This is a genomic window from Paracoccus sp. SJTW-4, from assembly GCF_047716885.1.
Lineage (GTDB): Bacteria > Pseudomonadota > Alphaproteobacteria > Rhodobacterales > Rhodobacteraceae > Paracoccus > Paracoccus solventivorans.
Window position 1 is genome coordinate 2,182,865 of the sequence record NZ_CP136681.1, and the last position, 20,762, is coordinate 2,203,626.

The following is a 20,762-nucleotide window of genomic DNA, read 5'->3' on the forward strand; positions in this document are numbered from 1 at the left end:
GTCAGTAGCCGATCAGGAACGGGTCGAACCCGGCCCGGCGCCACTTGCCGCCCTGCATCAGCGCGTCCAGCCCAAGGCTCGCCACGTCGTCGGCGATCGGGTCCAGCGCCGGGTTGCGGCTTTGGGCCAGCTGCTTGACCCAGGCGCCGCATTCGTCGCAGCACTCGGCCTTGACCTGAGCGCCCATGTCCTGCGCGCTCTTGTCCGCGTCGCCGGCGGCCTCGCCGTCCTCGACCGACTGGAAGGAAATCCCCTTGGTCGAGCCGCAGGACAGGCATTTCACCCGCACCTCGTTCCACAGGGTCTGGCAGCAGCCGCAGGCGGCATAGCGCGTGCCCTCGGCCCCCATCACCCCGGTGATGAGCGAGCTGGCCGGCTTGCCGCCGCAGGCGGGGCAGACCCCGGTGCGGATCGCGACCAGCTGGTCGGCGTCAAGCAAGGCGGCAAGCTGCGCCATGTGGACCTGAACCGCCGCGGCCACGAACAGATGCGGCGCGGCGCTGTCCGAGGGGATCACGTCGTCCATGATGTTCGACAGCAGCCAGCGCCGGTCCTCGGACGTGGCGGCGCGCAGCGCGTCCAGCGCCAGCCGTGCCTGTGCCGGCATCTCGATCGCGCCCGCGGCCGCGATCAGCGCATCCAGCGCCGCGAGGGTGGCGGGATCATCCACCAGCGCCTGCCGGTCCAGCGGCGGCATCCGGCTGGCGCGCGCCAGCGCCACGCGGTCCGCATCGGGCGCGGCGAGGGCGGGCAGATCGTCGGCCAGCCGCGCCTGCACCCGGCACAGCGCGGCCAGAAACTCCAGATAGGGGGCAAGATTGGCCGAGGCCGCGGCCAGATGGGCGAAGCGCTCGGCGCGCCGGGAAAACAGCCGCGAGGGCCTGGGCAGAATGGCGAGCGGCGGCGTGGGGACGCCGCCGATCATGTCGGGCTGGGGTTGGCTCGTATCGGGCATCATCGCTCCTATCTGGGCCGGACCGGCCACGGGACAGGGCTACTCTGCCGGCTTCGTCCGCTGCCGTCTAGCCAGTTCCCGCAGCCATTTCCGGTGGTGGCGCCAGGACCAGCCGCCGGTCACCGTGCCGCGGGTCATGGCGCTGATGGTGCCCTGCGTCCAGAAGGCGGCGAAGATGTGCAGGATGAACACCAGCACGATCAGCACCGCTGCGATCGAGTGCACCAGGATCGCGATGCGCCGGGTTTCGATCGACACCAGATCCGGGAAATACTGGATCCACATCGCAACCCCGGAAATCAGCAGCACCAGGATCAGCCAGAACATCCCCCAGAACACCAGCTTCTGGCCAAAGTTGTACTTGCCCAGTTCCGGCAGGCGTTCCTCGTTCCCAGACACCACGTCGCCGATGTGCCGGGTCCAGACCAGATCCTCGCGCCGCAGGATGTTCAGATGCGCCAGTTGCAGGAACATCCCCAGAAAGCTGATCGACAGCGCGACGCCGACGAAGGGATGCAGCCAGCGCGCATTCTGCCCACCGCCGAACAGGGCGGTCAGCCCGAACAGCGCCGGGTGGAACAGTGCGAACCCAGACAGCATCAGCACGATGAAGCACAGCGCGGTGAACCAGTGGTTGACCCGGGTGAAGGTGATGTAGCGCTTCACCACCACCGGCTGGGTCTGGACGATGCGGTCGGTGCTTTCCGAATATTCACGCTGCGTCATCACACGGTCCCCCTGTCGTCAGGCTGGCCGGAGCCGCGCAGCTCTTCCTGCACCAGCTCGGTGGCCTCGGCCTCGTCCTGCGGGGTCACGCGGCTGCGGGTGAACAGCGCCATCGCGGCGGCGCCGACGGCGGCAAGCCCCACGGCGGCGATGCCGACCGGCTTGGTCGGACCCTTCCACCCCTCGACCACGTCCGAGATCTTGGGATCGTCGGGCAGGCCCGCGTAAAGCGAGGGCTTGTCCGCGTGATGCAGCACATACATCACATGGGTGCCGCCGACGCCCTGCGGGTCGTAAAGCCCGGCATTGTCGTAGCCGCGCGACTTCAGGTCCTCGATCCGTTCGGCGGCAAGGGCGGTCATGTCGTCCTTGGTGCCGAAGGTGATCGCCTGGGTCGGGCAGGCCTTGGCGCAGGCCGGACCCTGCCCCACCGCCACCCGGTCCGAACACAGCGTGCATTTCTTGACGACATGCTGGGTCGGGCTCAGCCGCGGGATGTCGAAGGGACAGCCCGAGATGCAGTAGCCGCAGCCGATGCAGTTCTCGCTGATGAAATCAACGATGCCGTTGGAATACTGCACGATGGCGCCGGGCGCCGGGCAGGCCTTGAGACAACCCGGATCGACGCAATGCATGCAGCCGTCCTTGCGGATCAGCCACTCAAAGTCGCCGGTGTCCGGGTTGTCGTATTCGGTGAACCGCATCAGCGTGTACATTTCCGGGGTCAGGTCGAGGGGATTTTCATAGATCCCCACGTTGATCCCGATTTCCGGATGCGTGTCGTTCCATTCCACGCAGGCGGTCTGGCACGCCTTGCAGCCGATGCATTTGCTGACGTCGATCAGCTTGGCCACATCGGTCAGCTCGCGGGGATTTTCCGCGACCGGCCCCCCGGCCGAGGAACGCACCACGTCCCCCTGGCCGAGGTTGCTTTCCATCGGCTGCACCGGCGGGTTCGCCACCGCGGTGCGGGGGCTGTCGAGATCGGGAGCCATCGTCATGCCAAAGCCTCCCCTGTTGCAGGTTCGATGTTGACCAGGAACGCCTTGAACTCTGGCGTCTCGATATTGGCGTCACCGACGGCGGGCGTCAGGCTGTTCGGCCCCCAGCCCTTTTTCGCCGCCCCGACAAAGCCCCAGTGCAGCGGGATGCCGACGACATGGACGGTCTTGCCGTCGCAGGTCAGCGGCTTGATCCGCTTGGTCACCACGGCCTTGGCCCAGACCTCGCCACGCTTGGACCAGACCCGCACCTTGCCGCCGCGCTGGATGCCCTTTTCGGCGGCCAGCTCTTCGCTGATCTCGACGAAGAACTCGGGCTGCATCGCCGCGTTCACCTTGTTGTGCTTGGTCCAGTAGTGGAAATGCTCGGTCAGGCGATAGCTGGTGGCGACAAAGGGGAACTCGTCCGAGGTGCCCAGCGTCGCCGCATCGCTTTCGAACATCCGCGCCACCGGGTTCCCGCGCATCCGGTCGTTGAAGACGTTCTGCACCGGGGATTCGAACGGCTCCATATGCGTGGGGAACGGCCCGTCGCGCATCATGCCCCGGCTGAACAGGCGCGACACGCCTTCGGGGTTCATGATGAACGGCATCACCTCGCCCGGCTTGGCGGTGGGCGCGATGTCGGGGACATCGAAGCCTTCCCAGCGTTCGCCGTTCCAGCTGAGCAGCGCCCGTTCGGGATCCCACGGCTTGCCGTCGAGATCGGCCGAGGCGCGGTTGTAGAGCGTGCGCCGGTTCAGCGGCCAGCTCCACGCCCAGTTGGAATGGACGCCCAGCCCCGAGGGGTCGGAGTTGTCCCGCCGCGCCATATTGTTGCCGTCCTCGTTGAAGCAGCCGGAATAGATCCAGCAGCCGCAGGCGGTCGAGCCGTCGTCGCGCAGCTCGGCAAAGGACTTCACCTGCTTGCCGGCCGCGGTCAGCACCTTGGTCGGGTCGGCGGGGTCGGTCACGTCCGCCAGCGCGGTGCCGTTCATCTCGCGCGCCAGCTCGTCGGGCATCGGCGTCGAGGGATCGGCATAGGGCCAGGTCAGGTTCAGGATCGGGTCGGGGAAGGCGCCCCCCTCGGCCGCGTAAAGCTCGCGCACCCGCAGGAAGATCTGCGCCATGATCCAGGTGTCGTGCTTCGCCTGGCCCGGCGGCTCGGCCGCCGCCCAGTGCCACTGCAGCCAGCGGCCCGAGTTGACCAGCGCGCCCTCGTCCTCGGCAAAGCACGAGGTCGGCAGCTCGATCACCTCGGTCTGGATCGCGGAAGGGTCCACGTCGTTGAAGGCGCCGTGGTTTTCCCAGAACCGCGCGGTCTCGGTCTGCAGCGGGTCCATGACCACCAGCAGCTTGAGCTTGGACAGCGCCGAGGTGTTCTTGCCGCGGTTGGACAGCGCCAGCAGCGGGTTGAAGCCCTGACAGAAATACAGGTTCACCTTGCCCTGATCCATCAGCTCGAACATGCGCAGCATGTCATAGGCGGGCACGTCCAGCTTGGGCAGATAGTCATACGCCCAGTTGTTTTCCGCCGTGGCCGCGTCACCCCACATGGATTTCTGGAACGAAACCATGAACTTGGAGTAGTTCTGCCAATAGCTGGTCTGGCCGGGAAGCAGCGGCTTGAACTGCCGCGACTTCATGTAGGTTTCCCAGTCGGGTTCCTTTTCCGTCGGGATGTTCAGATAGCCCGGGATCAGGTTCGACATCAGCCCGATGTCGGTCAGCCCCTGGATGTTGGAATGCCCGCGCAGCGCGTTCATGCCCCCGCCGGGAACCCCGATATTGCCCAGGATCAGCTGCAGCATCGCCATGCCGCGGATGTTCTGCGAGCCCTTGGAGTGCTGCGTCCACCCCAGCGCATACATCGAGGTCATGGTCTTGGTCGGCGACGAACATTCCCCGATCATCTCGGCGATCTTCAGGAAACGTTCCTTCGGCGTGCCGCAGACCCGCTCGACCATCTCGGGCGTATAGGCGTCGACATGCGCTTTCAGCAGGTTCCAGACGCAGCGCGGATGCTGCAGCGTCGGGTCGGTCAGCGCAAAGCCATCCTCGCCCAGCTGGTATTCCCAGCTCGACCGGTCGTAGTCGCGCTTTTCCTCGTCATAGCCGGTGAACAGCCCGTCGGACCAGCCGAACTCTTCCTTGACCAGGAACGAGGCGTTGGTGAAGGCCTTGACGTAGGACCATTGCACCTTGTCGTTCTCGATCATCCACCGGATCATCCCCATCAGGAAGGTGATGTCGGTGCCGGGGCGGATCGGGGCATAGTAATCGGACACGCTGGCCGTGCGCGTGAACCTGGGGTCCACGACGATCAGCTTGGCGCCGCGATGGTGTTTCGCCTCGGTCACCCATTTGAATCCGCACGGGTGCGCTTCGGCAGCATTGCCGCCCATGACGATCACGAGGTCGGTATTCTTGATGTCGGTCCAGGAGTTGGTCATCGCTCCACGGCCAAATGTCGGGCCCAAACTGGACACCGTGGGGCCGTGTCAGACGCGCGCCTGGTTGTCGAAACCTACAATACCCATCGACCGGACCACCTTGTAGGTCAGCCAGGCCGTTTCATTGGTGGTGGCCGACGCGGCCAGGAAACCGGCGGTGGACCAGCGGTTGACCGGCACCCCGGCCTCGTTGGCGGCCAGCAGGTTGGCGTCGCGGTCGTCCTTGAGCGCGCGGGCGATCTTGTCCAGCGCCTCGTCCCAGGAAATCGGCTCGAAACGGTCGGAACCGGCGCGGCGGATCATCGGCTCGGTCAGCCGCGTCTCGGCGTTGACGAAATCCTTCAGCGCCGAGCCCTTGGGGCACAGCGTGCCGCGGTTCACCGGATGGTCGGCGTCGCCCTCGATATGGACCACGCGACGCTTGCCCGCCTCGTCGGCGCGGCCATAGATGATGACGCCGCAGGCGACGGAGCAATAGGGGCAGGTGTTGCGGGTCTCGGTCGTCTGGGTCAGCTTGAAGGCGCGCACATGCGCCAGTTCCGCTGCCTCTGCACCGCCAAAGCCCATGGCCCCCAGCGATGTCGCCGCGACTCCCGCACCCGCAAGCTTCAGGAAGCCGCGGCGTGAGAGGTCGATGTTCATTCGATCCTCCTGTGCCTGTCAAACGAAGATAGGTGGGATCAGTGTCAGGCGGAATCGCCTACAAGTCAACGATAGCGCGATATTGCAACGGGGAAATATCGCTTTACGGGAGTTGCGCGGCCCGGACACCGTCGGGCCCGGTTCTTGACTCTGCGCCGTTGCCGCCGCGATATCCGGGGGACTGCAACGGAGACCCTGCCATGACCGCCCCCGAGATCCGACTGTCCCAGCTGTCCCACGGCGGCGGCTGCGGCTGCAAGCTGGCCCCGGCGGTGCTGCGCGAGTTGCTGGCCGGGCAGCCGGTCGGGCAGATGTTCCCGCAGCTGCTGGTCGGGACCGAGACCTCGGACGACGCCGCGGTCTGGCAGGTGGACGACAAGACCGCAGTGATCGCGACCACCGATTTCTTCATGCCGATGGTGGACGACCCCCACGCCTTCGGCCGCATCGCGGCGACCAACGCGATTTCCGACATCTACGCGATGGGCGGGCGTCCGATCATGGCGCTGGCGATCCTGGGGATGCCGATCGACAAGCTGCCCGCCGAGATGATCCGCGAGATCCTCGAAGGCGGCCGCGCCATCTGCGCCGAGGCCGGGATTCCGGTCGCGGGCGGCCATTCCATCGATTCCCCCGAACCGATCTACGGGCTGGCGGTGATCGGGCTGGTCGATCCCGCGAAACTGCGCCGCAACGCCGATGCGCGGCCGGGCGACGTGCTGATCCTGACCAAGGGGCTGGGGGTCGGCATCTATTCCGCGGCGATCAAGAAATCTGCGCTGGACGAGGCGGGGATCGCGGAAATGATCGCCTCGACCACGCTCTTGAACCGCATCGGCCCGGAACTGGCCGAGGACCCGGCGGTCCATGCCATCACCGATGTCACCGGCTTTGGCATCCTCGGGCACGGGCTGGAAATGGCCCGCGGCTCGGACGTGCGGGTGGTGATCGAGCGCGCCGCCCTGCCGCTGCTGGCGCGCGCCGAGGAACTGGCGCAGGCCGGCCACATCACCGGCGCCTCGACCCGCAACTGGGCCGCCTATGGTGCCGAGGTGACGCTGCCCGAGACCTGCCCCGACTGGCAGCGCGCGCTGCTCTGCGATCCGCAGACCTCGGGCGGGCTGCTGGTCGCTGTCGCCCCCGAGGCCGCCGAGGGCTGGCTGCGCCGCCTGCACGACGCGGGTTATCCGCTGTCCGCCATCGTCGGCCGCGTGGAGGAAGGGCAGGGGATCGCCGTCGTCTGAACAGTCCGCCCGACGGCGCGGCCGCATGGGTATTTGAACCAGAAAGAAGCCCCGAGGCCGGAATCACGGCCTCGGGGCTTTTCGCCAATGTCTTCTTTCTGGTCCAAATACCCAAGCCACGGCGCAGCGAGGCCGGCGCCGCCAGGGTGGACGCGTCAGTCCTTGGCGCGTTCCACGTAGGAATTGTCCTCGGTGTTGATCACGATGCGGGTGCCCGCACCGATATGGGACGGCACCATCACCCGCAGCCCGTTGTCCACCACCGCCGGCTTGTAGGACGACGAGGCGGTCTGGCCCTTGACCACCGGCTCGGTCTCGACCACCTCGACGGTGATCTTCTGCGGCAGTTCCATGGCGATCGGCGCGCCCTCGAACACCTGCAGGTATACCCGCATCCCTTCCTGCAGATAGGCTTTCTGGTCGCCGATCATCTCGGCGGGCGCGACGACCTGTTCGTAGGTTTCCGGTTCCATGAAGTGGAAACCCTCGCCGTCCTCGTACAGATAGTCATAGGCGCGTTCGTCGACATGGGCGCGCTCGACCTGTTCGGTGGTGCGCCAGCGCTCGCTGACCTTGGTGCCGTCGGAAATGCGGCGCATGTCGACCTGGGTCACCGGGGTGCCCTTGCCGGGGTGGAAGTTCTGGGCGGTCAGCACGACATACAGCTTGCCGTCCAGCTCGACGACGTTGCCCTTGCGCAGGCTCGATGCGATGACTTTCACTGGCGTCTTTCTTGCGATCTGAGAATGTGGGAATTATTGCCGCGTTCCTTAGCGCAGTTCAGCGGAAATCTCCAGAGATGACGGAAACACCCTGGTGGGACCCGGCCCGCCACGCAGATCGGCGCCCGCTGCTGGCGGCGCGCGGGCGCATCCAGCGCGCCTTCCGCGGCTGGCTGGAGGCCGAGGGCTTCACCGAGGTCGACCCCGCCGCCTTGGCCGCCAGCCCGGGGAACGAGGCGCATCTGCACGCCTTCGCCACCGACGCCATCGGCAACGACGGGCAGGCGCGGCGGCTGTATCTGCACACCAGCCCCGAATTCGCGATGAAAAAGCTGCTGGCCGCGGGTGAGACCCGCATTGCCGCCTTTGCCCACGTCTGGCGCAACCGTGAGCGCGGCCCCCTGCACAGCCCCGAGTTCACCATGCTGGAATGGTATCGGGTGGGCGAGGGGTATGAGGCGCTGATGGAGGACTGCGCCGCGCTGCTGGCGCTGGCCGCGACGGCCTCCGGCGCGTCGGAACTGCGGTTTCGCGACCACTCCTGCGATCCATTCGCCGCCCCGGAACGGCTGTCGGTGGCCGAGGCGTTCCAGCGCCATGCCGGGGTCGACCTGCTGGCCACGGTGGGCGTGGATGGCGCGACCGACCGCGACGGGCTGGCCCGGCAGGCGCGCGCCGCGGGTTTGCGGGTGGCGGCGGATGACGGCTGGTCCGACATCCTGTCGCGCATCCTCGTCACCCATGTCGAGCCGCATCTGGGCCACGGCCGCGCCACCATCCTCGACCGCTATCCCGCCCCCGAGGCCGCGCTGGCCCGCCGCGCCCCCGACGACCCGCGCGTGGCCGAGCGGTTCGAGCTTTACGCCTGCGGGGTGGAACTCGCCAACGGCTTTGGCGAGCTGACCGACCCCGCCGAGCAGCGCCGCCGGTTCGAGGCCGAGATGGCCGAGAAATCCCGCGTCTACGGCGAGACTTATCCGCTGGACGAGGATCTGCTGGCGGCGCTGGCGATCATGCCGCCCTCCAGCGGCATCGCGCTGGGCTTCGACCGGCTGGTGATGCTGGCCACCGCCGCGCCGCGGATCGAGGACGTGATGTGGACCCCGGTCCCCTGACCGGCCGCGGGATTTTCCGTTGCGTTTTTCGCGCCGCTGTGGCCTGTCACCCGCGTCTGCGGGGCAAAGGGGGCGATCATGGGTGAAATGCAGGTGGCGCGCAGCGTCGCGGATTTGCGCGGCCATGTCGCCGGCTGGCGGGGCCGGGGCGAGACCGTGGCGGTGGTGCCGACGATGGGCGCGCTGCACGCGGGGCATCTGTCGCTGGTCGAGGCGGCGCGCGCTGCCTGCGACCGGGTGATCGTCACCCTGTTCGTGAACCCGCGGCAGTTCGACAATGCCGAGGATCTGGCCAACTACCCCCGCCACGAGGACAGCGACCGCGCCATCCTTGGCCCGCGGGGCGTCGATCTGCTGTTCATGCCGCCGGTGGACGAGGTCTATCCCCAGGGTTTCGCCACCTCGGTCCGGGTCGAGGGGCTTTCCCGCGGCATGTGCGGCGATTTCCGGCCCGGGCATTTCGACGGGGTGGCGACGGTGGTGGCCAAGCTGCTGCTGATGACCGGCGCCGACCGGGCGTTCTTTGGCGAAAAGGACTGGCAGCAGCTGCAGATCGTGCGCCGCATGGTGGCCGACCTGAACATTCCCACAACAATCAGCGGCTGCCCGACCCTGCGCGAGGATGACGGGCTGGCGCTGTCCTCACGCAATGCCCGGCTGTCGGCCGAGGACCGCGCCATCGCGCCGGGGCTGCATCGCGCCATGGCGGCGGCGGCGCTGCGGTTGCGCGCGGGCGAGGATGCGGCGCAGGTGCTGGCGCAGGCAAGGGACCAGATCACCGCCGCCGGGTTCCGGCAGGTCGAATACCTGGACCTGCGCGATCCCGAAACGCTGGTGCCGCTGGACCGGCTGAACCGGCCCGCGCGGCTGCTGGCCGCGGCCTGGCTGGGGCCGGTGCGGCTGATCGACAATATCGCGGTCTAGGCTCTACCGCTCGCGTTCGACCGCGTGGCGGATCAGCCCGGTCATGTTCGACACCCCCAGCTTGCGCTTCAGCGTCGAGGCGGCGTTGGCGACGGTCTTGTAGCTGACCCCCAGCCGGTCGGCGACCTGCTGCAGCGCCAGACCCTTGCCGATCAGGGTCAGGACCTCGTCCTCGCGCGCGGTCAGCGCGGCGGAACGGTCGGAACCTGCCTGCCGCGTCGCCAGGGCCAGGGCCATGCGGGGGGGCAGGTAGAACTCGCCCGCCTCAAGCGCGCGGATGGCGGTGCCGAACTCTTCGGGCGGGGCGTTCTTGGACAGGAAGCCATGCGCGCCCTCGGCCAGCGCACGGGCGGCGAAACCGGGCTGGTCGTTCATGGAAAACATCAGGATCGCGCTGTCGGGCGAGCGTTCCAGGATCGGCGCGATCAGCGCCAGCCCGCCGGTGCCGGGCAGCGAGATGTCCAGCACCACCACCTGCGGCTGATGCTGGTCCAGCAGCGCCAGCGCCTCGTCCCCCGACATGGCCTTGAGCACGCGCCCATATCCCAGATCGGCCAGCAGCCGCCCGCAGCCCAGATGGGTGATCGGGTGGTCGTCCACCACCATGGCGGTGCGGGCGGGTTGGGGGGCGGGGTCGGGGGCGGTGTTGGTCATGGGTCGGTCTGGTCCGGCAATCTCGCGCAGAGTGTGACACCTCGTGCCCCCTCCTGCACGTCGAAACTGCCGCCCAGCAGGCCCACGCGTTCGCGCATCCCCGACAGGCCGTTGCCCTCGGCCGCGCCGCGCAGGCCAAGGCCGTCGTCGGACAGGCGCACGGTCCAGCCCTGCGGGCTGTGGTCCACGGCGGCGCTGATGCGCGTGGCGCCGGCGTGGCGCAGGGCGTTGGTCGTGCCCTCTTGCAGGATGCGGTAGATGGTCAGGGCGGTGGCCTCGTCCGGCTCGGGCAGTTCGGGGGGCAGGGTTAGCGTCCAGCGGATGCTTTCGTGCCGCTGGGCGAGCTCGTCGAACAGGTCCGCCAGCACCGTGGCCAGCGGCAGCTGCCCCAGCGCCATCGGCCGCAGCCCGGACAGCAGCGCGCTGTTCACCTGCCGGATCTGGTCGGCGATGGTCAGGATGTTTTCGGCATGGTCGCGGATGGCGGCGTCGGGGGCGGCATCGCGGATCGCCCCGGCCTCGACCCGCAGCGCGAACAGGCAGGGACCGTATTCATCATGCAGGTCGCGGGCGATGGCGGCACGTTCCTGATCGCCGCGCCCGACCACCTGCCGCGACAGCCGCGCGCGGTCGGCCTGCGCATCCGCCAGGGCCTGCGCCAGCCGGTCCACATCGGCGGCCAGAGGCGCCAGGTCGGGGGTGCGCATCCGCCCCGCCCGCGCCGACAGATCGCCCCCCGCCAGCCGGTCCAGCACCGTTGAGACCCGGGACAGCGGCCGCAGCCCGGCGCGCAGGATCGCCCAGATCAGCGCCAGCTGCGCCAGCCCGGCCAGCGCCAGCAGCCCGGAAAGCGTGCGCGCATCGTCCCAGACCTTGGCGATTTCCGCCGCCGGATCGCCCGAGATCATCGCCAGCCCGCGGATCGTGTGGTTTTCCACCACCTGCAGCTGCGTGGACTGGACCCGCGGCGCCAGCAGGCGGGTGAACCACTCGGGCGCCGGCTCGGGCCGCGGCGTGGCGTTGCGGGGCGAGGCCATCCGCCCGCTGGCGGCGTCATAGATCAGGATGCGGGCGTGGCGCGGCTCGATCACCCGCTCGGCCAGCGTCGCGGGCAGTTGCTCGCCCGGGACGGTGTCGATCAGCGCCGCGACCGTGGTCAGCACCAGCTCGCGCGCCGAGCGCATCGAGGCCGCGACCTCGGCCGCTACCGCCTCGCGCGCATTGGCGGCCAAGAGCAGCCCCAGCGCCGCGACCAGCGCCAGCTGCACGGCCAGAACCAGCACTACGATTCGAGCGGTCAGCGACATGGCGGGACTGTGCCACGCAGGGGGCGGCGGCGGCAACAGGGGGCGGCAACAGGGCGGGCGAGGAGGGCACGGCGAACCCGCCGCAAGCCATGGGTGACAGGCCCGCGCGGCAGCAGGGGCGCCCGCGTCAGGCCAGCGCCTTCTGCCCCGCATGATGGGCCGCAAGCTCGGCCACGATCCCGGGCAGTTCCGCGAAATCGGCAAACAGCGCCACATGCGGCAGCGCCTCGGGGGCGGTCTTGCGATAGCCTTCGGTGTGCAGGATCAGCGCTACCCCGGCGGCGGCGGCGCAGGTAGCGTCGACCTCGCTGTCGCCGATGTAAAGCGCGGGCCCGCCACCGCAGGCTGCGATCGCCAGATGCAGGGGTTCCGGATCGGGCTTGCGCTGGGGGGCGCTGTCGCCGCCGATGATCGCGGCGAAATGGTCCAGCAGCCCCAGATGCCGCAGCACCGCCCGCGCCGGGGCCACCGGCTTGTTGGTGCAGATGCCCAGCACATGCCCCTGTGCCGCCAGCGCCGCCAGCGCCTTGGCCACACCGTCATAGGGGCGGGTCAGCGCCACCGCATCCTCGTAACGCGCCCCAAAGGCGGCGATCAGCCGCGCGGTGCGCACGGGGTCCGCGATGCCATGCGCGCCCAGCAGCCGCTCGACCAGATGCGGCACGCCGCGGCCGATGAAGCTGCGCACCGTGGGCAGGTCCAGCGGTGCCAGCCCCTCGGCCGCCAGCACCTCGTTCGAGGTCTGGTGGATGTCGGGGGCGCTGTCGATCAGCGTGCCGTCCAGGTCGAAAATCAGGATCATGCCGGTTCCCTCAGCAGCATTTCCAGCGCCGCGGGCGTGGAGATATCGGTGAAATCCGCCACCAGCGGGTAGTCGTCCGGGAAGGCATCGCCCCGCGTATAGGTGGCGGGAGACACGACGCAGCGCAGCCCTGCGGCCCGGGCCGAGAGCAGCCCGTTCAGCGAATCCTCCAGCGCCACGGCGTGGGCGGCGGGCAGGCCCAGCCGCCGTAGCGCCAGCAGATACACGTCGGGGGCGGGTTTCTTTGCCGCCACCTCGTCGCTCGCGGCGATCACGTCGAACACCTCGGAGGCGTCGCGCCCCATGGTGGCGCGGATCAGCGCGTCGATATTCGGGCGGCTGGTGGTGGTGGCGATGGCCAGACGCAGCCCTGCCGCCCGGGCCGAGGCGATCAGCGCCGCGATCCCCGGGCGCAGCGCGATCTCTCCGCCCGCCATCAGCGCGGTATAACGCTCGGTCTTGGCGCGGTGCAGCGCGGGGATGTCATGGGCGGCGGGGTCGAGGTCGCGGTCGGCCAGGTCGCGGGCAATGCGTTCCTTGCCGCCGGTGACGCGCAGCAGCTCGCGATAGCGGTGCTGGTCCCAGTGCCAGCCCAGCCCCTGCGCGGCAAAGCAGTCGTTGAAGGCGCGGCGATGCAGCTCTTCGGTCTCGGCCAGCGTGCCGTCCACGTCGAAGATGATCGCCCGCAGCGTCATCCTAGCGCGCCTTCGGCCGCCGCCCTGATCGCGGCGATGTTCTCGCCATAGGGCGCGCTGTTCGACACCGAGCCGCCCCGGAACACCGCCGAGCCGGCGACCAGCACATCCGCCCCCGCCCGCGCCAGAGCCGGCGCGGTGGCCGGATCGACGCCGCCGTCGATCTCGATATGCACGGGGCGGTCGCCGATCATCGCGCGCAGGCGGCGCACCTTGTCGGTCATGTCGATGAACTTCTGCCCGCCGAACCCCGGGTTCACCGTCATCACGCAGACCAGATCGGCCAGATCCAGCAGATGTTCGACCGATTCCGCCGGGGTGCCGGGGTTCAGCGCCACGCCCGCGCGGGCGCCCGCGCCGCGGATAGCCTGCAGGGTGCGGTGGATATGGGGCCCGGCCTCGACATGGGCGGTGATGATGTCGGCGCCGGCCTTGGCGAAGGCGTCGATATAGGGATCCACCGGCGCGATCATCAGATGCACGTCCATCACCGTGCGCACATGCTTGCGGAATGCGGCCACCGCGGGCGGGCCAAAGGTGATGTTCGGCACGAAATGCCCGTCCATCACGTCCACATGCACCCAGTCGGCGCCCTGATCCTCGACCGCGCGGATCTCGCGGCCGAAATCGGCGAAATCGGCCGAGAGGATCGAGGGGGCGATCTTGATCGAGCGGTCAAAGTCCATGGGCATCGTCCTTGCTGCGGCCAGAGTCGGGGTCGAGCCCGCCGGAAAACACCCGGCTCGCCCTGAGGTCGGGGGCAGTGATAATGCACAGATCGTCCGCCGTCACGGGCCGATCCTGCGTGAACAGCCGGTTCGCCTGCCGCAGCCGCGCCCGGTCCAGCGCATTGCGGATCGACCGCGCATTGGCGAAATGCGGCTGCGCCCGGCGCAGGGTGACATATTCCGCCATCGCCGCCTGCGCGCCCGCGTCCAGCCGATAGCCCTGCGCGTCCAGCATGGCGCCGGCGATGCGGCCCAGTTCGTCGTCGGTATAGTCGGGAAAATCGATGTGATGGGCGATGCGCGAGCGGAACCCCGGGTTGGCGGAGAAAAACCGGTCCATGCGATCGGCATAGCCCGCCATGATCACCACCAGATCGTCGCGGTTGTTTTCCATCACTTGCAGCAGGATCTCGATCGCCTCTTGCCCGTAATCGCGTTCGTTGTCGGGCTTGTAGAGGTAATAGGCCTCGTCGATGAACAGGACGCCGCCCATGGCCTTTTTCAGAACCTCCTTGGTCTTGGGGGCGGTGTGGCCGATGTACTGCCCCACCAGATCGTCGCGGGTGACGCTGACCAGATGGCCCTTGCGCACATAGCCCAGCCGGTGCAGCAGCCCGGCCATCTTCTGCGCGACGGTGGTCTTGCCGGTGCCGGGGTTGCCGGTGAAGCTCATGTGCAGGGTGGGGGTGTCGTGGCTCAGCCCTAGCCGGGCGCGGGCCCGGTCCACCAGCAGCAGCGCTGCGGTCTCGCGGATGCGGCTCTTGACCGGGGCCAGCCCGATCAGCTCGCGGTCCAGCTCGTCCAGGACCTCGCGCACGCCCGAGTCCTCATACTCGGCCCGCAGGTCGATGCTCACAGGCGCTACCTCGTCCATCGCTGGCTCCATCTTCATCATGAAAATATCCCGCGGGGGTCCGGGGGCGCGAAGCCCCCGGTGCAACCGCGCCGCCTAGCGCGCCACCTCATGGGTGTAGCGGATCGAGCGCCCGTCCACCTCGGTCCGCCGCATGATGATCCGCGGCTCGACCGCCGGGCGATGGACGATGAAGCTCATCGTCACCGTTTCCAGCCCGCGGGTGTTATCAAAGGCGTTCATGCGGATATAGCTGTCGGGGTTGGCCTTGCGGCAGTCCTCCAGCTCCATCATCACGCCCTTTGCGTCCTTCAGGTCGAACATGGGATTGCCCCACATCTCCCAGAAGGTGTTCCGCGGGTGCGGCTCGTCGGTATATTCGACGCCGATGGCCCAGTCGCGGCCAAGGCAGTATTCGACCTGGGCGCTGATCTCCTCATCGGTCAGGTCGGGCAGGAAGCTGAAGCAGCCCTGGGTGATGCGCATCTGATCCTCCTCACGAAACGCTGGCGGTGGGAACAAAGTCCGAGGTGTCGGTCGAGCTGTAGTTGAAGGTGATGTTGCCCCACACATCCAGCGCGGCCTCCAGCGGCTTGCACCATTTGGCCGCCTTGCGCAGGACTTCGGGGCCTTCGTTGGCGATGTCCACGCCCTCGTTGCGGGCCTTGACCATGGCTTCCAGCGCGACGCGGTTGGCGGTGGCGCCGGCCTGGATGCCCATCGGGTGGCCGATGGTGCCGCCGCCGAACTGCAGCACCACGTCGTCGCCGAACAGGTCCAGCAGCTGGTGCATCTGCCCGGCGTGGATCCCGCCCGAGGCGACCGGCATCACCTTTCTGATGTCGCCCCAGTCCTGGTCAAAGAACAGCCCGCGCGGCAGATCGACGGCGTTATGGGTCTCGCGGCAGACGTTGTAGAACCCCTGCACGGTCATCGGATCGCCCTCCAGCTTGCCGACCGCGGTTCCGGCGTGGATATGGTCCACCCCCGCCAGCCGCATCCACTTGGCGATCACGCGGAAGCTGATGCCGTGGTTCTTCTGGCGGGTATAGGTGCCGTGGCCGGCGCGGTGCAGGTGCAGGATCATGTCGTTCTGCCGGCACCATTCGGAAATCGACTGGATCGCGGTATAGCCGATGATCAGGTCCACCATCACGATGACCGAGCCCAGCGACTTGGCGAACTCGGCGCGGCGATACATCTCCTCCATCGTGCCGGCGGTGATGTTCAGGTAATGGCCCTTGACCTCGCCGGTCTGGGCGGTGGCCAGGTTCACCGCCTCCATCACGTAAAGAAAGCGGTCGCGCCAGTGCATGAAGGGCTGCGAGTTGATGTTCTCGTCGTCCTTCATGAAGTCGAGCCCGCCCTTGAGCCCCTCATAGACCACCCGGCCATAATTCTTGCCCGACAGCCCCAGCTTGGGCTTGGTGGTGGCGCCCAAGAGCGGGCGGCCGAACTTGTCCAGCCGTTCGCGTTCCACCACGATGCCGGTGGGCGGACCCTTGAAGGTCTTGCAGTAGGCCACCGGCAGCCGCATGTCCTCCAGCCGCGCGGCCAGCAGCGGCTTGAACGAAAACACGTTGCCGATGATGGATGCGGTCAGGTTGGCGATGGACCCTTCCTCGAACAGGATCAGGTCATAGGCGACATAGCAGAAATACTGCCCCGGCTGGCCCGGCACCGGTTCGACCTTGTAGGCTTTCGCCCGATACTGGTCGCAGGCGGTCAGCCGGTCGGTCCAGACCACGGTCCAGGTTGCGGTCGAGCTTTCGCCGGCGACCGCCGCCGCCGCCTCGATCGGGTCGACGCCATCCTGCGGGGTGATGCGGAACAGCGCCAGCAGGTCGGTGTCCTTGGGCTGATAGTCGCCGTCCCAATAGCCCATCTGCGCGTATTTCAGCACGCCGGCCTGGTAGCGTTTCTTCTTGTCGGTGATTTCGGTGGTGCTCATCTCGTTCATGGGTGTTTCCTCCCCTGATGCGGCCTTGGCCGCGGTGATTGCTGGCCCTCAGGCGGCTTTCGCCGCCGCGTTGGCGGGGTTCAGCGTCCCCGCGGCATAGCGTTTCGCCATTTCGTCCATCGGGATGACCTTGATGCGGCTGGCGTGGCCGGCGGTGCCGAAGCGCTCGAAGCGGTCGCGGCACAGGGCGGTCAGCTCGTCCATCGCCGGGATCAGGAACTTGCGCGGGTCGAACTCGGCCGGGTTCTCGCGGGCGATGCGGCGGAACTGGCCGGTCATCGCCATGCGGCAGTCGGTGTCGATGTTGACCTTGCGCACGCCCATGCGGATGCCGCGCTCGATCTCCTCGACCGGGACGCCCCAGGTCTGGGGCATCTCGCCGCCGTTCTGGTTGATCAGATCCTGCAGATACTGCGGGACCGAGCTTGAGCCGTGCATCACCAGATGCGTGCCGGGCAGGCGCTGGTGGATCGCCTCGATCACATGCATCGCCAGTATCTCGCCGTCGGGCTGGCGGGTGAACTTGTAGGCGCCGTGCGAGGTACCGCAGGCAATCGCCAGCGCGTCGCATTTCGTGCGCATGACGAAATCCACCGCTTGGTCGGGGTCGGTCAGCAGCTGGCTTTCGTCCAGCTTGCCCTCGGCGCCAGATCCGTCCTCGGCCGCGGCCTCGCCGGTTTCCAGCGAGCCGAGCACCCCCAGTTCGCCCTCGACCGATGCGCCGACGGCGTGGGCGGCCTCGGCCACCCGCGCGGTCACCGCGACGTTATAGTCGTAATCGGCGGGGGTCTTCATGTCCTCGTGCAGCGATCCGTCCATCATCACGCTGGTGAAGCCGTGGCGGATCGCCGACATGCAGGTGGCCAGGTTGTTGCCGTGGTCCTGATGCAGGCAGATCGGGACGGTCGGGTTCATCTCGGCCAGCGCCTGCACCATGTGGCGCAGCATGATGTCGCCGGCGTAGCTGCGCGCGCCGCGGCTGGCCTGCAGGATCACCGGCGCATCGGTCTGGGCCGCCGCCTTCACGATGGCGAGCCCCTGTTCCATGTTGTTGATGTTGAAGGCGGGGACGCCGTAGCCATGTTCGGCGGCGTGGTCCAGCAGCTGTCGCAGCGTGATGAGGGCCATGGGTCACTCCGTGATGAGGTTGCGGGCGGCATCTGCCACGGCCTCGGCCGTGATCCCGAAATGCCGGTAAAGATCTTGGGCGGGGGCAGAGGCGCCAAAGCCGGTCATGCCGACAAAGCCGTCGGTGGTGCGCAGGATCGGCCCGTCCCAGCCCTGCCGGATCGCGGCCTCGACGCCCACGCGCGGGGCATCGCCCAGCACCGCGGCGCGGTAATCCGCGGGCTGGGCCGCGAACAGCTCGAAGCTGGGGGCGCTGACCACGGCGGCGATGATGCCCTGTTCGGCCAGCAGATCGGCGGCGGCCAGCGCGATTTCCACCTCGGACCCGGTGGCGATCAGCGTGGCCTGACGGTCGCCGGGGTCGCGGAGACAATAGGCCCCCAGCGCCGTCAGGTTGCGGTCGGCCCGGTCGCGCAGCGTGGGCAGGTTCTGCCGCGACAGCGCCAGCAGCACCGGGCCATCGGTGGCTTCCATGGCGATTTCCCAGCTTTCCGCGGTTTCCACCGCATCGGCCGGGCGGATCACCGTCAGCTTCGGGATCGCGCGCAGCGAGGCGAGATGCTCGACCGGCTGGTGAGTCGGGCCATCCTCGCCCAGCCCGATGGAGTCGTGGGTCATCACATGGGTGACCGGCACCCCCATCAGCGCCGCCAGCCGGATTGCCGGGCGCGAGTAATCGGCAAAGGCCAGAAAGGTCCCGCCATAGGGGCGGAAGCCGCCATGCAGCGCGATGCCGTTCATCGCCGCCGCCATCCCGTGTTCGCGGATGCCGTAATGGAGATAGCGCCCGCCGTAATCTCTGCGGCTGACCGGCCGCATCCCCGCGCTGCGCGTCAGGTTCGAGCCGGTCAGGTCGGCCGAGCCGCCCACCGTGTCGGGCAGCGCCGCGTTCACCACCGCCAGCGCCAGCTCTGACGCCTTGCGGGTGGCGATGCTGGGACGGTCGGCCAGCAGCCGCGCCTTGTGCCGGGCCATGGCGGCGTTCAGCACCTCAAGCCCGCCGCGGGACTGCGCCTCGTCGAAACCTTGCCGGTCGGGGTGGGCGGCGTGGCGCGCCTGCCATGCCGCGCGGGCCTGCGCGCCGCGGCGCGCGATCGCCTGCCAGGCGTCGCGCACGGCGGGGTCGATCTCGAACGGCGCGTGCGGCCATTCAAGATGCGCGCGGGCGGCGGCGATTTCCTCTGGGCCCAGCGGCGCGCCGTGGCAATCGGGGCTGCCCTGCTTGTTCGGCGCCCCCCAGCCGATGACGGAACGGCAGGCGACCAGCGACGGGCGCGGGTCATCCTGCGCCGCCTGGATCGCCGCGGCGATGCCGCCGGGGTCATGGGCGTCGCAGGCCACCGTATGCCAGCCCGCGGCCGCGAACCGCGCCCTCTGGTCGGTCGAGGTGGACAGCTCGGTGCCGCCGTCGATGGTGATGCGGTTGTCGTCCCACAGCACCACCAGCCGGCCCAGCCCCAGATGCCCGGCCAGGTCGATGGCCTCGTGGCTGATCCCCTCCATCAGGCAGCCGTCGCCGGCGATGACCCAGGTCCGGTGATCGACCAGCGCATCGCCCCAGCGGGCATTCGCCATGCGTTCCGCCAGCGCCATGCCGACGGCCGTGGCCAGCCCCTGGCCCAGCGGCCCGGTGGTGACCTCGACCCCCGCGGCATGGCCGTATTCGGGATGCCCGGCGGTGCGCGCGCCCAGCTGGCGGAAGCGCTTGAGTTCCTCGGCCGGCATGTCGGCATAGCCCAGCAGGTGGTTGACCGCGTAAAGCAGCATCGAGCCATGCCCTGCCGACAGCACGAAGCGGTCGCGGTCGGGCCATTGCGGATCGGCGGGGTCCAGCGTCACGAAGCGCCGGAACAGCACCGCCGCCACATCCGCCATGCCCATCGGCATCCCCGGATGCCCCGAGTTCGCGGCCTGCACCGCATCCATGGTCAGCGCCCGGATGGCATTGGCCATCGCGCGGGTGGAGGCCTCGAAACTGGTGGGTGCGTTCATGGCTCAGGCCCTCCGCGCGGTTTCGACAAGGCGCTGGACCATCGGCGTCAGGATCAGCTGCATCGCCAGGTCCATCTTGGGCCCCGGGATGACGATCGAGTTCGCCCGGCTCATCCACGAGCCCTGGATCATCTGGGTCAGATAGGCGAAGTCGATCCCCCGCGGGTTGCGGAAGCGGATCACCACCAGGCTTTCGTCCGGGGTCGGGATCCAGCGCGCGATGAACGGGTTCGAGGTGTCGACCACCGGCACCCGCTGGAAATTGATGTCGGTCTGGGTGAACTGGGGTGTGATCACATGCACATAATCGTGCATCCGCCGCAGGATCACGTCGGTGACCGCTTCGGTCGAATAGCCGCGGCTGGCCTTGTCGCGGTGGATCTTCTGGATCCATTCCAGGTTGATGACCGGCACCACCCCGATCTTCAGATCCGCGTGCCGGGCGATGTCGATGGCGGGGGTTTTCACCGCGCCGTGCAGCCCTTCGTAGAACAGCAGGTCGCTGCCGTCCTCGAAATCTGCCCAGGGCGTGAAGCTGCCGGGGGCGGCGCCCCAGCGTTCCGATTCGCGGTCGTCGTGGACATAGTGGCGGGTCTGGCCGCGGCCGGTTTCGCCGTAGATGCGGAAGATGTCCTCCAGCCTTTCCAGCTCGTTGGCGTCGATGGAAAAATGGCTGAAGGTGTTGTCTCCGGCGGCGGTGCGCCGCGCCAGCTCGTCCTTCATCGCGGCGCGGTCGTAGCGGTGGAAGGCGTCGCCCTCGATCGAGACGGCGCGGATGCCCTCGCGCCGGAAGATCTGGTCGAAGGTCGCCTTGACCGTGCTGGTGCCCGCGCCGGAGCTGCCGGTGACCGAGATGATGGGATGCTTCTTGCTCATGGGATC

General features: G+C 68.3%; 19 protein-coding genes. 3 read left to right on the top strand and 16 right to left on the bottom strand.

What is annotated here, in order from left to right:
* Position 1: 1 nt before the first annotated feature.
* The 4 genes from fdhE to fdnG are packed head-to-tail and all read right to left on the bottom strand — an operon-like array spanning position 2 to position 5,756.
* Complete coding sequence (gene fdhE / locus RSP45_RS10670; RefSeq protein WP_415391934.1) at positions 2–955, bottom strand: formate dehydrogenase accessory protein FdhE; 954 nt, start codon at positions 953–955, stop codon at positions 2–4.
* A 39-nt stretch (positions 956–994) separates the two neighbouring features.
* The gene (locus RSP45_RS10675; RefSeq protein WP_415391935.1) at positions 995–1,681 is read right to left on the bottom strand and encodes a formate dehydrogenase subunit gamma; all 687 of its coding nucleotides are present in this window, start codon (positions 1,679–1,681) and stop codon (positions 995–997) included.
* Positions 1,681–2,682, bottom strand: a complete 1,002-nt coding sequence (gene fdxH / locus RSP45_RS10680) for a formate dehydrogenase subunit beta (RefSeq protein ID WP_415391936.1) — start codon at positions 2,680–2,682, stop codon at positions 1,681–1,683. Before fdxH ends, RSP45_RS10675 begins: the two co-directional genes overlap by 1 nt.
* Positions 2,679–5,756 carry a formate dehydrogenase-N subunit alpha gene (gene fdnG, locus RSP45_RS10685; protein WP_415391937.1) on the bottom strand — a complete coding sequence of 1,026 codons (3,078 nt, stop codon included), beginning with the start codon at positions 5,754–5,756 and terminating at the stop codon, positions 2,679–2,681. Before fdnG ends, fdxH begins: the two co-directional genes overlap by 4 nt.
* Before the next feature lie 200 nt (positions 5,757–5,956).
* Here fdnG and selD point away from each other — a divergent pair, with 200 nt between their 5' ends.
* A complete protein-coding gene (gene selD, locus RSP45_RS10690) occupies positions 5,957–7,000 on the top strand; it encodes a selenide, water dikinase SelD (RefSeq protein ID WP_415391938.1) in 1,044 nt (347 codons plus the stop codon).
* A gap of 155 nt (positions 7,001–7,155) precedes the next feature.
* On the opposite strand, the gene efp is transcribed toward selD, so the two are convergent.
* On the bottom strand, positions 7,156–7,722 hold the full coding sequence (gene efp, locus RSP45_RS10695) for an elongation factor P (RefSeq protein ID WP_415391939.1): 567 nt from the start codon (positions 7,720–7,722) through the stop codon (positions 7,156–7,158).
* A gap of 77 nt (positions 7,723–7,799) precedes the next feature.
* On the opposite strand from efp, the gene epmA reads away from it, so the two are divergent.
* Positions 7,800–8,837, top strand: a complete 1,038-nt coding sequence (gene epmA, locus RSP45_RS10700) for an EF-P lysine aminoacylase EpmA (RefSeq protein WP_415391940.1) — start codon at positions 7,800–7,802, stop codon at positions 8,835–8,837.
* Between the two features lie 87 nt (positions 8,838–8,924).
* Complete coding sequence (panC, locus tag RSP45_RS10705) at positions 8,925–9,761, top strand: pantoate--beta-alanine ligase (protein WP_415394047.1); 837 nt, start codon at positions 8,925–8,927, stop codon at positions 9,759–9,761.
* Between the two features lie 3 nt (positions 9,762–9,764).
* Here the strand turns inward: panC and RSP45_RS10710 are convergent, their stop codons facing one another.
* The 11 genes from RSP45_RS10710 to RSP45_RS10760 form a co-directional block, all read right to left on the bottom strand.
* Positions 9,765–10,415 (bottom strand): response regulator transcription factor, encoded by a 651-nt coding sequence (locus tag RSP45_RS10710; protein WP_415391941.1) that lies wholly within the window; start codon positions 10,413–10,415, stop codon positions 9,765–9,767.
* Positions 10,412–11,722 carry a histidine kinase gene (locus RSP45_RS10715; protein WP_415391942.1) on the bottom strand — a complete coding sequence of 437 codons (1,311 nt, stop codon included), beginning with the start codon at positions 11,720–11,722 and terminating at the stop codon, positions 10,412–10,414. Before RSP45_RS10715 ends, RSP45_RS10710 begins: the two co-directional genes overlap by 4 nt.
* A gap of 127 nt (positions 11,723–11,849) precedes the next feature.
* Entirely contained in the window at positions 11,850–12,524 is a 675-nt protein-coding gene (gene gph, locus RSP45_RS10720) for a phosphoglycolate phosphatase (RefSeq protein WP_415391943.1), read from the bottom strand.
* Positions 12,521–13,219 carry an HAD-IA family hydrolase gene (locus tag RSP45_RS10725; RefSeq protein WP_415391944.1) on the bottom strand — a complete coding sequence of 233 codons (699 nt, stop codon included), beginning with the start codon at positions 13,217–13,219 and terminating at the stop codon, positions 12,521–12,523. Before RSP45_RS10725 ends, gph begins: the two co-directional genes overlap by 4 nt.
* A complete protein-coding gene (gene rpe / locus RSP45_RS10730; protein WP_415391945.1) occupies positions 13,216–13,905 on the bottom strand; it encodes a ribulose-phosphate 3-epimerase in 690 nt (229 codons plus the stop codon). The genes RSP45_RS10725 and rpe overlap by 4 nt, the downstream gene beginning before the upstream one ends.
* Positions 13,895–14,839, bottom strand: coding sequence for a CbbX protein (gene cbbX, locus RSP45_RS10735; RefSeq protein ID WP_415394048.1), 945 nt, complete (start codon positions 14,837–14,839; stop codon positions 13,895–13,897). The genes rpe and cbbX overlap by 11 nt, the downstream gene beginning before the upstream one ends.
* A 57-nt stretch (positions 14,840–14,896) precedes the next feature.
* Complete coding sequence (locus RSP45_RS10740; protein ID WP_415391946.1) at positions 14,897–15,286, bottom strand: ribulose bisphosphate carboxylase small subunit; 390 nt, start codon at positions 15,284–15,286, stop codon at positions 14,897–14,899.
* Between the two features lie 10 nt (positions 15,287–15,296).
* Positions 15,297–16,760, bottom strand: a complete 1,464-nt coding sequence (locus tag RSP45_RS10745) for a form I ribulose bisphosphate carboxylase large subunit (protein WP_415391947.1) — start codon at positions 16,758–16,760, stop codon at positions 15,297–15,299.
* Between the two features lie 48 nt (positions 16,761–16,808).
* Positions 16,809–17,888 (bottom strand): class II fructose-bisphosphate aldolase, encoded by a 1,080-nt coding sequence (fba, locus tag RSP45_RS10750; RefSeq protein ID WP_073065010.1) that lies wholly within the window; start codon positions 17,886–17,888, stop codon positions 16,809–16,811.
* A gap of 3 nt (positions 17,889–17,891) precedes the next feature.
* Positions 17,892–19,880 carry a transketolase gene (gene tkt / locus RSP45_RS10755; protein WP_415391948.1) on the bottom strand — a complete coding sequence of 663 codons (1,989 nt, stop codon included), beginning with the start codon at positions 19,878–19,880 and terminating at the stop codon, positions 17,892–17,894.
* A 3-nt stretch (positions 19,881–19,883) separates the two neighbouring features.
* Positions 19,884–20,756: a phosphoribulokinase gene (locus tag RSP45_RS10760; protein WP_303731386.1), complete on the bottom strand. Its 873-nt coding sequence runs from the start codon at positions 20,754–20,756 to the stop codon at positions 19,884–19,886.
* Positions 20,757–20,762: the final 6 nt, after the last annotated feature.

Bases quoted from the DNA above. Each gene is read 5' to 3' on its own strand.
- fdhE (WP_415391934.1), bottom strand. From the start codon at position 955: ATGCCCGATACGAGCCAACCCCAGCCCGACATGATCGGCGGCGTCCCC.
- RSP45_RS10675 (WP_415391935.1), bottom strand. From the start codon at position 1,681: ATGACGCAGCGTGAATATTCGGAAAGCACCGACCGCATCGTCCAGACC.
- fdxH (WP_415391936.1), bottom strand. From the start codon at position 2,682: ATGACGATGGCTCCCGATCTCGACAGCCCCCGCACCGCGGTGGCGAAC.
- selD (WP_415391938.1), top strand. From the start codon at position 5,957: ATGACCGCCCCCGAGATCCGACTGTCCCAGCTGTCCCACGGCGGCGGC.
- epmA (WP_415391940.1), top strand. From the start codon at position 7,800: ATGACGGAAACACCCTGGTGGGACCCGGCCCGCCACGCAGATCGGCGC.
- panC (WP_415394047.1), top strand. From the start codon at position 8,925: ATGCAGGTGGCGCGCAGCGTCGCGGATTTGCGCGGCCATGTCGCCGGC.
- RSP45_RS10710 (WP_415391941.1), bottom strand. From the start codon at position 10,415: ATGACCAACACCGCCCCCGACCCCGCCCCCCAACCCGCCCGCACCGCC.
- RSP45_RS10715 (WP_415391942.1), bottom strand. From the start codon at position 11,722: ATGTCGCTGACCGCTCGAATCGTAGTGCTGGTTCTGGCCGTGCAGCTG.
- gph (WP_415391943.1), bottom strand. From the start codon at position 12,524: ATGATCCTGATTTTCGACCTGGACGGCACGCTGATCGACAGCGCCCCC.
- RSP45_RS10725 (WP_415391944.1), bottom strand. From the start codon at position 13,219: ATGACGCTGCGGGCGATCATCTTCGACGTGGACGGCACGCTGGCCGAG.
- rpe (WP_415391945.1), bottom strand. From the start codon at position 13,905: ATGGACTTTGACCGCTCGATCAAGATCGCCCCCTCGATCCTCTCGGCC.
- cbbX (WP_415394048.1), bottom strand. From the start codon at position 14,839: ATGAAGATGGAGCCAGCGATGGACGAGGTAGCGCCTGTGAGCATCGAC.
- RSP45_RS10740 (WP_415391946.1), bottom strand. From the start codon at position 15,286: ATGCGCATCACCCAGGGCTGCTTCAGCTTCCTGCCCGACCTGACCGAT.
- RSP45_RS10745 (WP_415391947.1), bottom strand. From the start codon at position 16,760: ATGAACGAGATGAGCACCACCGAAATCACCGACAAGAAGAAACGCTAC.
- fba (WP_073065010.1), bottom strand. From the start codon at position 17,888: ATGGCCCTCATCACGCTGCGACAGCTGCTGGACCACGCCGCCGAACAT.
- tkt (WP_415391948.1), bottom strand. From the start codon at position 19,880: ATGAACGCACCCACCAGTTTCGAGGCCTCCACCCGCGCGATGGCCAAT.
- RSP45_RS10760 (WP_303731386.1), bottom strand. From the start codon at position 20,756: ATGAGCAAGAAGCATCCCATCATCTCGGTCACCGGCAGCTCCGGCGCG.